This is a genomic window from Mesorhizobium sp. M2A.F.Ca.ET.039.01.1.1 (assembly GCF_003998035.1).
Taxonomy (GTDB): Bacteria; Pseudomonadota; Alphaproteobacteria; order Rhizobiales; family Rhizobiaceae; genus Mesorhizobium.
On sequence record NZ_RZRY01000093.1, the window covers coordinates 1 to 14,300 of the forward strand.

Sequence of the window (14,300 nt, forward strand, 5' to 3'; positions counted from 1 at the left end):
CAAGGTGCGCGTCGCCATGAGCAACGCCTTCGCCATGGGCGGTACGAACGCAGTTCTGGCATTCAGGCAGGTGTAGAAGCCATGCAAGACGCCTCATTTGAGGTCACCTGTCGTATCTAGCTGCTTGCCGGACCACTATGTGAAGCGAGCGCTATTGGCTGCCTCTGCGATGCGGGAATTGGCAGCGGACGTCTCACGATCAAACAGGCATCTGCTTGTAGAATTCTTTTAATCGTGAAGCGGCGCGAGTGCGCTATCCGTTGAGGTGAGCAAGGCCGGCGCCCTGGGTGAGCGCTGGTGTCGGGTGGTGGAAAGTACAGGGGGAGCTGTGTGGCCCCCTCTTTCTCGGCCTCGACGATGTGCGAAGGAGCCTGTGCGGCGAACGGGCCGACGCCCCAGGCTCAGAACCTGGGCGAACCTAACTCCCGCCAAAGGACAGCCCAGAGCTGGATACACGAAAGAGATACTGAACCCGCGAATCAGATTCTGATCAATCGTCGTGTCTGAGCTCCGCTCGGCTCTTACGGAGATAATCGCGCGGCCCGGCAACGGCCGCGCGTGCCGCGGGCGTGAGCTTTGCGCTTCGTCAGAAGTGCCTCGAGCGTGACGACGATAATTGACCAGCCATATGGAACGCATTCGCCCAGTTATCCAAAGCGTGGATACCTTTCATCTAAACAAAGGATTTTACCGTTTTTGCTGCAGGTCCCATAGAGGCGCTTCAAGTTGGAAAGATAGGTAGTTCCCATGGTTGCGTTGGATCCGAGGAGCATCATCTGGTGTGCGGGGCGCACAAAGTCAGTCGCATCTGCATTACGGCTTGGTCTTTCGGCGGTCTCCACAAGTTACGCCCCGTTGGTGCGATGCCAATTATTTAACCAATGCTTGGACATTTATCTCAACCAGACAGCTCCAAGGTGAGGTCTTCCATGCGCCCGAATGTCGATTGGAAGTTGTGCTGGGAAAATGAGCTGCAACTGGCCGACCATGTCGAACTCTCCGACTTTTTTCGAAAGACCTATGGACGGACTGGCGCCTTCAACGCGGAGCCATTCGAAGGCGGCCGCAGTTGGGCCGGCGCGAGGCCGGAATTCCGCGCAATCGGCTACGACGCGCATGGGGTAGCGGCTCACATCGGCATGCTGCGGCGCTTCATCAAAGTTGGCGAGGTCGACTTGATCGTCGCTGAATTGGGCCTGTACGCGGTTCGTCCGGATCTTGAAGGGCTCGGAATCGGTTTTTCGATGCGCGTGGCGTACCCAGTGCTCCATCAGTTGGGTGTTCCATTCGCTTTCGGCACGGTTCGGCACGCGCTGCGAAACCATGTCGAAAGATTCTGCAGAGCCGGCCTCGCGAACATTGTGTCGGGCGTTCGCGTACGATCGACCCGTCCAGATGTGCATCCCGACCTGCCGCCCACGCGCCTGGAAGACGTACTCGTGTTGGTTTCGCCGATCGGACGCTCGATGGACGAGTGGCCGTCCGGTACCCTGATCGACCGGAACGGTCCGGAACTATGAAGCCTCTGGACTACATATGCGAAGGGCAGAGTGACAATGCCGATGGCACTGCAGAGCGCAGCGTCTATCTGACGTTTGACGATGGTCCCAATTCATTTTTCACACCGCAGATACTCAATGTGCTGGCGCAACATCAGGTGACGGCGACCTTCTTCGTTGTTGGGGCCTACGCGGCCGACGAGCCGGAACTCGTTCGCCGAATTATTACAGACGGGCACGGTATAGCCAACCACACGATGACTCATCCGGACCTGGCCAAATGCGGGTCCGTCGAAGTCGACTGCCAGATAGTTGAGGCAAACAGAGTCATAGGGATGGCTTGCCCGCAGGCCATGGTTCGGTACTTTCGTGCACCGTATGGCATCTGGACCGAAGAAGTAATCGCTGCATCAGCGGGTGCGGCATTGGCGCCCGTCCATTGGTCCATTGATCCACGCGACTGGTCTCGCCCCGGCGTTGACGCCATCGTCGACAGAGTGCTCGCCGATATCCGGCCGGGCGCAATCGTGCTGTTGCACGACGGGTGCGCTCCCGACGAATTGCAACCAGGCAATCAAGCCAGTCTGCGCGACCAGACGGTGACAGCGTTGTCACGCCTAATTCCAGAATTGCACGGCCGCGGATTTGTAATCCGATCACTTCCTCAACACCCCTGAACAAACAGAGATCCTATGGACCTTCTCACCACAGCCAGTACTGTTGCCGTTTCGTCTTATGCGGTGCTCTCGACTGTTTACAGAGGCATGCAAGCGGTCTACTCCCAACCGGAAAATGTTACGCCGCCGTCGGAAAGCTTGTTCGGATCCGACCGTTGGCCGAGCGTGGATGTCATTATCCCCTGCTACAATGAGGACCCGCGCACACTCGCGGCGTGTTTAGCTTCCATTGCAAATCAAGATTACGCCGGAACATTTCAGGTCTATCTGGTTGACGACGGTTCTGGAAATCGTAATGCCGTCATCCCGGTACATCACGCCTACGAGGGCGACCCGAGATTCAATTTCATTCTGCTCCGCGAGAATGTTGGCAAACGCAAGGCGCAGATCGCCGCCATCCGCCGCTCATCTGGAGATTTCGTGCTCAGCGTCGACTCTGACACGACACTTGCGTCCGACGTCATCACAAAGCTTGCAGTAAAAATGCGGGATTCCATGGTCGGAGCGGCCATGGGCCAGCTGACGGCATACAACCGCAGCGACACTTGGTTGACCCGATTGATCGATATGGAATACTGGCTGGCTTGCAATGAGGAGCGCGCGGCGCAAGGTCGCTTTGGTGCGGTCATGTGCTGCTGCGGCCCATGTGCAATGTACCGCCGGTCTTGTCTCCTTTCTCTGCTGGATCAATACGAGACGCAGCTGTTCAGGGGGAAACCAAGCGACTTCGGTGAAGACCGTCATCTTACGATCCTCATGCTGAAAGCAGGCTTTCGAACCGAGTACGTTCCAGGTGCCGTCGCGGCGACAGTCGTTCCGGACAAGATGGGACCTTATTTGCGCCAACAACTCCGCTGGGCACGAAGCACCTTCCGGGACACGATGCTTGCGCGAGGTCTACTGCGTGGCCTGGATCGCTATCTAACTTTGGATGTGATGGGAGAGAATCTCGGCCCATTGTTGCTCGGCATCGCGGTAGTAACGGCGCTCGGTGAGCTACTATTTTCACATACAGTAAATTGGTGGACGGTGCTGGCTATTGTCACGATGACCATAATCAGATCTACGGTGTTATCTTTCCGCACTCGGCAGCTTCGATTCATCGGCTATTCAATGCACGCGTTAATCAGGATATTCCTGTTGATCCCCTTGAAGGCTTACGCCCTGTGTACATTGAGCAATAGCGATTGGCTGTCGCGTAAAAGTGTTCCCCTGCCCAACAGGAGCACAAAGGAAATCACAAGCGCGATGCCGCTTGCCGGAGCAAATGCTGCGGGCAATTCTGGAATTGCGGAGTCACTTCATACTGCAGATCTTTCGCTCACAGCTGGTGAAGTCTGACGGCCTTGCAGCGCCGAGTGACCGAGTAAGTTGTGTCAGTCGACACGGGGTGAAGCTTTCGAGTTACCTATGGTCAGAACGGGAACTATCTGGAAGCGACACGTGGCATCTTGACGTTATTCTTTGGCGGAAGCGATACACGCGTCGCTCCGGCCGCGACTTTCCAAAGGTGCCATCTCAAGGCGGTGGCCTGCTCTGAACCAGAATTCGCAAGTAAGCTGCCGGTGGCCAATCGGACTCATTCCGCTTGAGATAGACGCATGTCCAATGTAGCAATCGACCTTACCGGCGTAACCAAATTATTCGGAAACAAGCTCGTTGTGGACGGGCTGTCCTTCACCGTTGCATCGGGAGAGTGCTTCGGTCTGCTGGGGCCGAACGGCGCAGGCAAGAGCACGATTGCGCGTATGCTCCTCGGTATGACCCGGCCTGACGCGGGTGATATAACAGTCCTCGGTCTACCAGTGCCGGCACGCAGCCGCTTGGCCCGCAAGGGCATAGGCGTGGTCCCGCAGTTCGACAATCTCGACCTGGAATTTACGGTACGCGAGAACCTGTTGGTGTTCGGGCGCTACTTCGGCATGAGTACAAGAGAGATCAACGCCGTCATCCCACGGCTCCTCGAGTTCGCTCGCCTTGAGAGCAAGGCGGATTCACGTGTCGGCCTGCTATCCGGCGGGATGAAGCGGCGCCTGACGCTGGCACGTGCTCTGATCAACGACCCCCAGTTGCTTGTGATGGATGAGCCCACGACCGGCCTCGACCCGCATGCCCGCCATCTGATCTGGGAGCGACTTCGTTTCCTGCTGGCGAGCGGAAAAACGATCATTTTGACCACCCATTTCATGGAAGAGGCTGAGCGGCTTTGTGATCGGCTGTGTGTTCTCGAGCGGGGACGCAAGATCGCCGAGGGCAGTCCTCATGCGCTGATCGACGAGTACATTGGGTGCAACGTGATCGAGATCTTCGGCGGCAATCCACAGGAGCTGATTTCGCTGATCAGACCGTACGTTCAGCGTGTCGAGGTAAGCGGCGAGACGCTCTTTTGCTATGCGCCTGAGCCGGAGGATGTGCGCATCCAGCTTCGCGGTCGAGCGGGTCTGCGTATTCTAGAGCGTCCACCCAGTCTGGAGGACGTTTTCTTGAGGTTAACCGGACGTGAGATGGAGAAGTGAGCAATGGGTGAACGTTTTGCGGCCGCTCTACCCGCCAACGCCTGGAACTGGATCGCGGTGTGGCGCCGCAATCATCTGGCATGGAAGAAGGTGGCATTTGCTTCAATGCTCGGCACCCTTGCTGATCCGATGATTTACCTTTTCGGGCTCGGCACTGGCCTTGGACTGTTGGTAGGCCGCATCGAAGGTGCATCCTACATCGCCTTTCTGGCAGCCGGCATGGTTGCGACGAGCGCGATGACAGCATCAACCTTCGAAACAATTTACGCGGTTTTCGGTCGAATGCGCGATCAGGGCACTTGGGAAGCAATCCTGCACACACAACTTACCCTCGGCGACATCGTTCTCGGTGAATTGACCTGGGCAGCCACAAAGGCCTTTCTGGCCGGTACGACAATTGCGATTGTTGCCGCCGCGCTAGGTTATGCCGCGTGGACGTCGGTTCTCTACGTGCTGCCGGTCATCGCTCTCACCGGGTTCGCCTTTGCGAGCCTGGCCATGCTCGTCATCGCGCTCGCGCCCAGTTATCACTATTTTATTTTCTATCAGACGCTTGTCATCACACCCATGCTGTTCCTTTCGGGCGCGGTTTTTCCAGTCGGCCAATTGCCAGGAGTGTTTCAGCAGATTGCGGCCTTCTCGCCGCTGGCGAATTCTATCGATCTAATCCGTCCGGTGATGCTCGGCCGCCTGGGCGACAATGTAGGGCTGCATATAGGCGCACTTTGCATGTTCGCTGTATTGCCTTTTTTTCTGTCGGCTGGACTGTTTCATCGACGACTAATGCGTTGACGCTTACCTACGCCCATCAACGAGAAGGAGGTCCGCAATGCCGGATTGCAAACTGCCCCCAGCGGCCCGGAGGCATGCGTGTGCCAGGAATCGCGAGTGGTACAACAACGCCGAAGCCGGGCGCCACCCAGCCGCTGCAGGCACGCGCCCATCTTCGCGACCACACCTCGGAGTACAGGCTGGGTGGTGAGGCGCGCGGACCCACCCGGAGCGTTCAAGCGATAGCAGCCAAGCTTCTTGTGCGCGTCCCCAGACCGTCGCGGCCATTATTTAGTTGGATACACATGCAATGACCCACAACGAACCAACTCCTGAGCCTTTTGTGATCCTTGCTATGCCAAGGACCGGAACACACTATTTAGAAGAATTGCTAAACGAGCATCCGACCGTTCTGAGTAACGGTGAGTTGCTAAACGAATATGATCCCAATTGGCCCAGCACGGATCGCCTGCTAGGCACGGATCGCGAGCTTCTTGAGCTTGCCTATGTGCGCTGCCCTATGCGCGACTACAAGAATGTGACGCATCTTGGCTGCAAGATCAATGAACCTCAGTTTCGCGAGCGTCCAGCATTCTTTGCGGAATTAGCTCGTTGGCCAGCACTCAAGGTCATCCTCGTTGTTCGCCGAAACGTATTGGAATCGCTCCGATCCTTTGTGCAGGCCAGGGAAAGCGGTCAGTGGCTGAAGTTCAGCTCGGACAACGATACCGCTCGGCCACCGAGCGTCAGGTTGTCAATCGCCGACTGTGAGGCTTATTTCAAAGCCGCCGACGATTTTCACGCTCGCGTTATGGACTCCTTCACGTCGACCAACCTGCTTGTAATGGAATACGAGAGCCTACTTCACGAACCTGCCCAATGCTTGGGAGCGGTTTGGGATTTCCTGGGCGTTCCAGCGCTTGAGCCATCAGATAACGCCATCTTGCAGCGCCAGGAAACGCGACCGCTTGATCAAACGGTGGAGAACTTTGACGAGTTGCGGATTCACTTCGCACGCGGACCTTATTCAAGATTTTTTGACCTCGGAGATTCAATGCGCTCCTACGCTTAATCGCTTGTACCGCGTGCTCTGATGGGCGTGTAGGATATCCTGCAGTTTGCGCGCATTCCGTTCCAAAACTGACAAACCAAAGTCACCAAGGCAACCGGCAGTCGATCTGCGGCGAACATCAAAGGGCACGGGCGCAAGGCGACCTGGTCAATTCCCTCTCTGATGAAGCACTTCCTCAGACGCGATCTTTGGCGAGCCTCGAGTGCAGAATTCCGGCAAGGTGGAGGGTTCCAGTGCGCAACTGCACCAATCTCGCTGGACGGGACAGGCGTCCAGTTGGCACGGCGCTTGCTCCGAGATGACAGCAGCGCTCGACCGGAGCGCAGCATGGGAGAAGGAGGAGCCCCCACCCCGATCCGGTCAGGGAGAGAGAAACGATGTTGGTTCCAAGAGTCCCCCGCGCGATCGCAGCGCCCCGCAAGCGCCATTTTGCCCGGACCTACGTGCAGGTACTTGCCGCCATGGTCCTTGGAGCCGCAATTGGCTACCTCTATCCGGAAACCGGCCAAAGCCTGAAGCCGCTCGGCGATGCCTTCATCAAAGTCATCAAGATGATTATCGCACCTGTCATCTTCCTGACAATTGCGACCGGCATTGCCGGCATGAGCGATCTGCAGAAGGTCGGCCGAGTTGCCGCCAAGGCGATGGTTTATTTCCTTACCTTCTCGACGCTTGCACTCGTTGTCGGGCTGATTGTCGCGAATATCGTTCAGCCTGGCGCCGGCCTCAACATCGATCCGGCCTCGCTCGATGTCGAAGCCGTTAAGGGCTATGTGGCCACGGCTCACGAGCAGTCCGTGACCAGCTTCCTGATGAACATCATCCCGTCAACGATTGCCAGTGCCTTCGCGGAAGGCGACATCCTGCAAGTCTTGTTCTTCTCGGTCTTGTTCGGCATTGCTCTGGCGATGACCGGAGAGACGAGCAGGCCGGTCGTTACCTTTCTCCAGGCGCTCACCGCCCCCATTTTTAAGCTCGTCGGCATTCTGATGAAGGCTGCACCCATCGGCGCCTTCGGCGCTATGGCCTTTACGATCGGCAAATACGGAATCGGTTCGGTGGCCAACCTCGCGATACTGGTCGCGACGTTCTATCTGACCGCCTTCCTCTTCGTGTTCGGGGTTCTCGGCGTGGTCTGCCGCTGCAACGGCTTCTCGATCTTTTCTCTTGTCCGCTACATCAAGGACGAGCTGCTGCTTGTCCTGGCAACGTCCTCCTCGGAGGCCGCGCTGCCCTCGCTCATGGAGAAGATGGAGAAGGCCGGCGCCGCGCGTTCGGTCGTAAGTCTCGTCATCCCTACTGGATACTCATTCAATCTGGACGGCACCAATATCTACATGACGATCGCCGCCCTCTTCATCGCGCAGGCGACGAACACAGATTTGTCAATTGCCGATCAGATCCTCCTGCTGCTAATTGCGATGCTTTCCTCGAAGGGTGCGGCAGGCGTCACCGGCGCCGGCTTCATCACATTGGCCGCTACTCTGTCTGTCGTGCCGAGTGTTCCCGTTGCCGGAATGGCTCTAATTCTTGGCGTGGACCGCTTCATGTCGGAATGCCGCGCGCTGACGAATTTAGTCGGTAATGCGGTGGCATCGCTCGTTGTCGCTCGCTGGGAAGGCGAATTGGACCAGTCCCGGATGGAAGCCGCTTTCCGCGGTTAGGGTTACATCAAACGGGCTCCCCGCAAGCAAGCAATAGCGCGACGTGTAAGTCACGGCCTTCACAGCAGTCGAATTGCCGGCCTCCAAAGAGCGCTGGAAATAGTGTACTAACGCGGAGAGTAATACAACACCATGAAGCCCCTAAGCAAACGAACGGTTCACGGAAACTCATCTGGGTCCGCATGGAGCGCTGTTCGTCGAATGCGTTATCAACCGTGGGGTGTGGTAACTATTTCAGCTTGCCGCCCCAAGCCGTCGCGGGATCGCACCGGATGACGGAGGACCGGCCGATCAGAATCGCTAGGGGAAAGCGCGTCACAATTGCCGATCTCGCCCGCGAAGCCGGAGTCAGCGTAGCAACAGTCGATCGGGTTCTGAACGTCCGCCTTCCGGTGCGAGAGGAGACCGCCCAGCGGGTCCATGCGGCCGCGCACGCGATCGGCTATCATGCTGCCGGTCTCATCAAACAGCGCTTGCAGCAGCACCTGCCGCACTACAAGCTGGGCTTCATCTTGAGAAAACCTGCCCACGATTTTTACCAAGATTTCGCTCGCAATATTGAAGAGTCGGTCAGTATGGCTAAATCCTTCCACGGCCTTCCGATCATCGAGTTCGCGCAGTCACATTTGCCGCGTGACCTGCTCCCGCTTCTTAAGGACCTTGGAAGCCGCTGCCAGGCGATCGCCATGGTGGCGGCCGATCACCCGAAAATCACAGCATCAGTCGAGGAGCTCAAGGCGAAAGGTATCCCGGTATTTTCGCTGTTATCCGACTTCGCCGATGGCGTGCGCGAGGGCTACATCGGCCTCAACAACAGCAAGGTCGGACGGACTGCCGCTTGGGTGTTTTCCAAGGCCGCAAAACGGCCCGGCAAGGTGGCGGTGTTTGTCGGAAGCCATCGCTTCCAGGCGCATGCGACGCGGGAAACGGCCTTTCGTGCCTATTTTCGTGAGAACGCGCCCAAATTCGAGGTGCTTGATCCGCTCGTGAACCTTGATGAACGGCAGCTCACTTACGAAAAATTGCTGGATCTTATGCAGCGGGAACCAGAGCTCGTCGGCTTCTATATGGCCGGCGGGGGTATAGAGGGAGCAATTTCCGCGCTCCGAGAAGAGGGGAGCGGTCAGGATCTCGTCGCGATCGTGAGTGAAATGACGCCGCAGTCACGTGGGGCGCTTGCGGATGACATCTTGACGATGGCGGTCGGCACGCCAATGCGCCGACTTTGCCAGGAGCTGATAATGGCAATGGAGCGGGCCATCAAAGCCGGCGTCGCGGAGAGCCCGGGGCAGACATTTCTGCCGTTCGACATTTATCTTCCGGAAAATATTTGACCTTGATGGATTTCTATCATGAGCGCCCATTTTCCTTTCACCGATGAAAGGAAAGCTCGATTGACTCGGCCGTCTCTGTCCGATCTGTGAACCGGCGTGGTTCCGTCTTGAAAGAAGCCGGATGCCGAAATGGCAGCCGCGCTTCATGGAAGGAAAGTCAAGCAATGCGCCAGGTATCGCCCCGCTTTGCACTCGATCACATGGCGGCGCCCCGCCTTGACGTCAGTGCGCTTTTCGCGCTTGCCCGTGACCAAGGCCTGACCGACGTCCAAATCCGTTACCCTCATTTCAGCAATCCTGTCGCACGCGGCATTCCGGCTGCGGACGTTCGTTTTGCCGCTACCGAAGCGGGCGTCACGATCATCTCTGTCAACGCCTTGCAGCGGTTCAACGACTGGACTCCAACGCGTCAGGCCGAGGCAAGCAACCTCGCCGATTATGCGACGGCGTGCGGGGCAGAGACGCTCGTGTTGGTGCCGGCCAACCGCAGCTCGTGGCCCACCAATAGCGAGCGCCAGGACAATCTTCGTTTCGCTCTAAACGAGATCAAGCCAATCCTCCAGTCGCGGGGTCTGATCGGTCTCATCGAGCCGCTGGGTTTCCGAACCTGCTCGCTTCGATCAAAGAAGGAAGCGGCCGAGGCCGTTGCCGCGGTTGATGGCCAGTCCGTCTTTCGCCTCGTGCACGACACGTTCCACCACACCCTGGCCGGGGAGACATGCCTGTTCTGCGAGCTTACCGGCCTGGTGCACATTTCAAGCGTAAACGACCCGACCTTCTGGATTTACCCCGATCGCTTTCTTGCAGGTTCCGACAATGGCAGCCAGATTCAGGCGCTGCTGGATGGCGGCTACGCGGGACCTTTCTCGTTCGAGCTGATCGAGGAAGTCCATTCTCTGGACGATCTCGCAGGCGCACTTGCCGCCAGCATCGACTTTATCCGGCGAGGGCTATTGTCGTCAAAGTAGATGGTGACAGGTGTAGTGACTATAGGTGCGCCTGAATTTTCCGAGGGTTCACAGCGGGGCAGCCATCCGAGATGCCTCCTGTATCATTATCTCCCGCATCCAGATGCTTGCCGGATCGCTATTGTGGAGGGCCGGCCATTGGAGGGTCTCGGTGAATGTGGGAAATGGCAGCGGAAGTTCGATAACCCGCAGGGGGAACGTTTTTTCGAAATGCCTGACCAGCCGTAAGGGCATGGTCGCTATACGAGCTGTGCCGGACACCATAGGTGGAATCATGCTGAAGCCCTGCACGGCGACCTCGACACGTCTCTTAAGGCCATGCTCAAGCAAAAACCATTCCTCGATAGACGGCTTCATCGTACGCCCGAACCTGACCGCGACGTGCCTCATCGACATGTATCTCTCGAATGTAAGCTGCTGTGGCAGCTGCTTGTTTGTGGGACAGCCTACGCACACGAGCTTCTCGTCAAACAGCGCAATGCTTGAATGCACACTCGACGTGAACATATCCGGTAGAATTAGAAAATCGACGTCACCGCGCCGGAGAAGCTCATCGGGGCTATCGTCGACAGGCAGCAGTTCGAAGCTGACGGCGGGGGCTTCCCGTGAAATACGCTCCACAAGCTTTTCGAAAAACACGAGCGTGACGAAATCGGAAAGAATGATCCTGAAGAGGCGATCGGCTCGAGCTGGGTCAAACGGATCCGAAGAAATAATCGAGCACTGGATGTGCTGGAGAGCGTCGCGAACTGCGGGGGCAAATGCTGCCGCACGCGGGGTTAGAAATCGTTCGCGACCTCTTATCGTAAACAGTTCATCGCGGAAATAATCGCGCAGTCGGGCGACGGCCGCACTCATGGCGGGCTGACTCAGGTTGATCCTGCGTGCCGCCGCCGAGAGATTACGCTCCGTCAGGAGTGCGTCGAGCACAACGAGGAGATTTAGATCAAGTCCTTTGAAACGCATGTCATCAGCCATCCATGGGATGGATGCCTTTAACCGAAACAAACGACTTTAACAATTTAGCATTCTTGCAATCTTTTGTCGCAAAAAGTTTATGATGGATGACGTTAAGGTCCGACATATGAGCCGCGTGATCTGCCGAAGCGAGCAATCGTTCGTACTGTGCAGGTCAGAGATTGGCAGTTTGAAACGCCGGGCCGATGGCGCCGGGCTATCAACCAGCGTCTTCGGCGGCCCCGACCTAGCTGGGCGTGGAATCTAATAGGGTGCACCTTTCCAGTCCGAGGCGACTGATGGGCGGTTTGATCCTAAGCTGCCGTGAGGCCTGTGCCAATTGTATCGGCGAGCCAATGCAGCAGTCCGGCAGCGTTTTTGAGAGCTGTTGTAGGCTCGGCCTAAGCCCATTGGCGCAAGCCTATCTGAACGAAGCGCTTGGCCTTGCCGCTATCCGGTATGTGATCTGTGGTGTCTTCTCGTCCTGCTGTTCTTGTTTTGGAACGCCCTTATGGTGAGCCCATCCGGGACGTGGGGCACCGGGAGCACAAAGGTGCAGGCAGGCCGTCAATAGACCGTGGGCTGAGAGCCCGAGCTCGTTACATGGCCGCCCCTGGCGACTTTCCCGGATGCGCTGCGAGCGCGGATCAGTAGATGTCGTGTTGCCCGCCAGCTCCCGTCTTTGACCGAGCCAAGAAGGAGGAACGGGCATGCTTATCATCGGACTGGATATTCACCGCGCCTTCGCCGAAGCAGTGGCATGGGAGGAGGGCAGGCTCAGGCGACTCGGCCGCGTCGACATGCGGCGCGATCTGCTGGCGGCGTTCGCCGCGAAGCTGTCGCCGAACGATGTCGGGGTGATCGAGGCCACCGGCAGCGCGACGTCCGCTGCAGCTGTGATTGCGCCGCATGTGAAGAAGGTGGGGATCGCCAAGCCGAAACAGGTGTTTATCGTTGCCTATGCCAAGATCAAAACGACGATCGACGCCGACGTTCTTGCGCAGCTCTATGCCAGCGGCTTCTTGCCAGAAGTCTGGATTGCGGACGAGCCGACGCAGGCTCTGCGTCGACAGGTGACACGGCGCAATCAGATTGTCCGACAGAGATCTCGATTGAAGAGCGTCATCCAGTCGATCCTTCATAGCCACCTGATCCGTCCTGCCCGCATGCCGACCTGTGCGGCGCCAAGGGTCGGACCTGGTAATCGAGCAGGTCGTACCGCAGGACGAGCGCCTCGCGATCGATGGGCATCTGCGCGAGTTCGACCGATTGGGCGAAGACCTCCAGGTCATCGAACGCGATCTTGTCCGCTCGGCTCTCGAGGATGAAGGCGTGAAGCGGCTGATGACCATTCCCGGCGTCGACATCACCGTCGCGCTGGCGATGAAGGGCGGCGATCGGCGACGTGTCGCGCTTCGACGATCCGCAGAAGCTCGTGACCTATCTCGGGTTGAACCCAAGCGTCCAGCAGTCCGGCCAGGTCCGGCCTACCATGGGCGGATCACCAAGCAGGGCCGTGGTCATGCGCGCGGCATGCTCGTCGAGGCGGCCTGGGCGGCCGCTCGTGCTCCCGGACCGTTGCGAGCCTTCTCCCTGCGGCGTGCGAGCCCGGCGCGGACAGCATGTCGCGGCCGTGGCAACCGCACGCAAACTCTCTGTCGTGATCTGTCATCTGTTGAGAAGGGCGAGAGTTACGCGTAGGCTCGACCCTCCCTGCATGCCAAGAAGCTTGCGCGATGTGGAACTCAAGGCCGGGAGCAAGGCTGTGCGCGGCCAAAAGGGAGCGCACGCCTACAACATAAAGAGCCACCGGGAAGAAGAGCGCCGCTGGGTGGAGCAGGCCGAGGGCGCCTATGCACGCCTCGTCGCCGGTTGGAACCCACGAGGTCCGAAGAGGGTAGGCACGGATGCCGCAAACCGGGCGCCCAGCTTGGCATAAGGGCTACGTGGCCTCAGGAAGCGTCGTCGCCAATGCAGACCATGGACGAATTCCCAGCCGATGCCGAGATGCCGGTCGACCGTGCCTGTCGCCGTCCGGTGATGCGATGCCCCCGAGCGGATGAGTTCGCCCCGGATGCTCCCGGTCACGACGCACGGGTTCGGGTTCCAAGGCGCTCAGTTTTGTTCGCGCCCAATCGGTGTAGGACGCGGCAGAAAATACGAGCGTGACGAAATCGGGAAGAATGATCCTGAAGCGGCGATTCGGTAGAGCCGGGTCAAACTATCCGACGAAATAAACGAGCACTGGATGGGCGGGAGAGCGTCGCGAACTGGAGGGCAAGAGCTCCCGGACGCAGCGTTAAGTTTGAATACCTCCGCGGACATGGTCGCGAGCTTATCGCGCAAATAATCGAGCAGCCGAGCGCCGGCCGCACTCATGACCGGCTGGGCTCGGTTAATCCTGCATGCCGCGCCCATGAGGTTGCGCTCTGTCGGGAGTGCGTCGAGCACAACGACGAGATGTAGTTCACGATCTTTGAAACGCGTGGTCAACTATCCAAAGTGTGGATGCCTTTCATCGAAACAAACGATTTCATCAATGTTCTGGAATCCTGCATGGGCAGAAGCACCTGACGCACACCGATGCCCCCACTGCCTCATGGCGTGGCGAGCGTCTTAAGAAACCGCCCGAAAGGAGATTTTTCATGCGCTCTACCGGGCAGTGGAGTGCTGGGAAAGGGAGTTGCAACTGACCGGGTCCGACTTCTTCCGAGCCTATGGACAGACTGGGAGACGCGCACGGTGTAGCGGCTCACATCGTCATACTGCACCTACGCCACACACCGGCCGGACCTGATCCGGCTTTATGAGCATTGGGCTTTGTCAGTTGCCCAAGCGTGAT

At 58.0% G+C, this 14,300-nt stretch carries 11 protein-coding genes and 1 pseudogene; 11 read left to right on the plus strand and 1 reads right to left on the minus strand.

The features are described from left to right. Window positions 1-929 precede the first annotated feature (929 nt). The 9 genes from EOA24_RS10275 to EOA24_RS10315 all read left to right on the plus strand — a co-directional run bounded on the left by EOA24_RS10275 (window position 930) and on the right by EOA24_RS10315 (window position 10,501). Window positions 930-1,520 (plus strand): NodA family N-acyltransferase, encoded by a 591-nt coding sequence (locus tag EOA24_RS10275; RefSeq protein ID WP_024505875.1) that lies wholly within the window; start codon window positions 930-932, stop codon window positions 1,518-1,520. Continuing rightward, window positions 1,517-2,176, plus strand: a complete 660-nt coding sequence (gene nodB, locus EOA24_RS10280) for a chitooligosaccharide deacetylase NodB (RefSeq protein WP_126057632.1) — start codon at window positions 1,517-1,519, stop codon at window positions 2,174-2,176. Before EOA24_RS10275 ends, nodB begins: the two co-directional genes overlap by 4 nt. 15 nt (window positions 2,177-2,191) lie before the next feature. Further along, window positions 2,192-3,517, plus strand: coding sequence for a chitooligosaccharide synthase NodC (gene nodC, locus EOA24_RS10285; protein ID WP_032899868.1), 1,326 nt, complete (start codon window positions 2,192-2,194; stop codon window positions 3,515-3,517). Between the two features lie 260 nt (window positions 3,518-3,777). Then, a complete protein-coding gene (nodI, locus tag EOA24_RS10290; RefSeq protein WP_024505873.1) occupies window positions 3,778-4,692 on the plus strand; it encodes a nodulation factor ABC transporter ATP-binding protein NodI in 915 nt (304 codons plus the stop codon). A 3-nt stretch (window positions 4,693-4,695) separates the two neighbouring features. Then, a complete protein-coding gene (locus EOA24_RS10295; RefSeq protein WP_029356621.1) occupies window positions 4,696-5,484 on the plus strand; it encodes an ABC transporter permease in 789 nt (262 codons plus the stop codon). Between the two features lie 289 nt (window positions 5,485-5,773). Further along, window positions 5,774-6,535, plus strand: coding sequence for a sulfotransferase (locus EOA24_RS10300; protein ID WP_024505871.1), 762 nt, complete (start codon window positions 5,774-5,776; stop codon window positions 6,533-6,535). Window positions 6,536-6,912: 377 nt separating this feature from the next. Next, window positions 6,913-8,199 (plus strand): dicarboxylate/amino acid:cation symporter, encoded by a 1,287-nt coding sequence (locus EOA24_RS10305; RefSeq protein ID WP_126063813.1) that lies wholly within the window; start codon window positions 6,913-6,915, stop codon window positions 8,197-8,199. 272 nt (window positions 8,200-8,471) lie between these two features. Then, window positions 8,472-9,533: a LacI family DNA-binding transcriptional regulator gene (locus EOA24_RS10310; protein ID WP_024505889.1), complete on the plus strand. Its 1,062-nt coding sequence runs from the start codon at window positions 8,472-8,474 to the stop codon at window positions 9,531-9,533. 164 nt (window positions 9,534-9,697) lie between these two features. Then, a complete protein-coding gene (locus EOA24_RS10315) occupies window positions 9,698-10,501 on the plus strand; it encodes a TIM barrel protein (protein ID WP_024505888.1) in 804 nt (267 codons plus the stop codon). Window positions 10,502-10,549: 48 nt separating this feature from the next. On the opposite strand, the gene EOA24_RS10320 is transcribed toward EOA24_RS10315, so the two are convergent. Continuing rightward, window positions 10,550-11,467, minus strand: a complete 918-nt coding sequence (locus tag EOA24_RS10320; protein ID WP_024505887.1) for a LysR family transcriptional regulator — start codon at window positions 11,465-11,467, stop codon at window positions 10,550-10,552. Window positions 11,468-12,168: 701 nt separating this feature from the next. Here EOA24_RS10320 and EOA24_RS44070 point away from each other — a divergent pair. Beyond that, a pseudogene (locus tag EOA24_RS44070) lies at window positions 12,169-12,543 on the plus strand (IS110 family transposase); the annotation flags it as partial. Window positions 12,544-12,634: 91 nt separating this feature from the next. Continuing rightward, a complete protein-coding gene (locus EOA24_RS44075; protein ID WP_245265439.1) occupies window positions 12,635-13,159 on the plus strand; it encodes a transposase in 525 nt (174 codons plus the stop codon). Window positions 13,160-14,300: the final 1,141 nt, after the last annotated feature.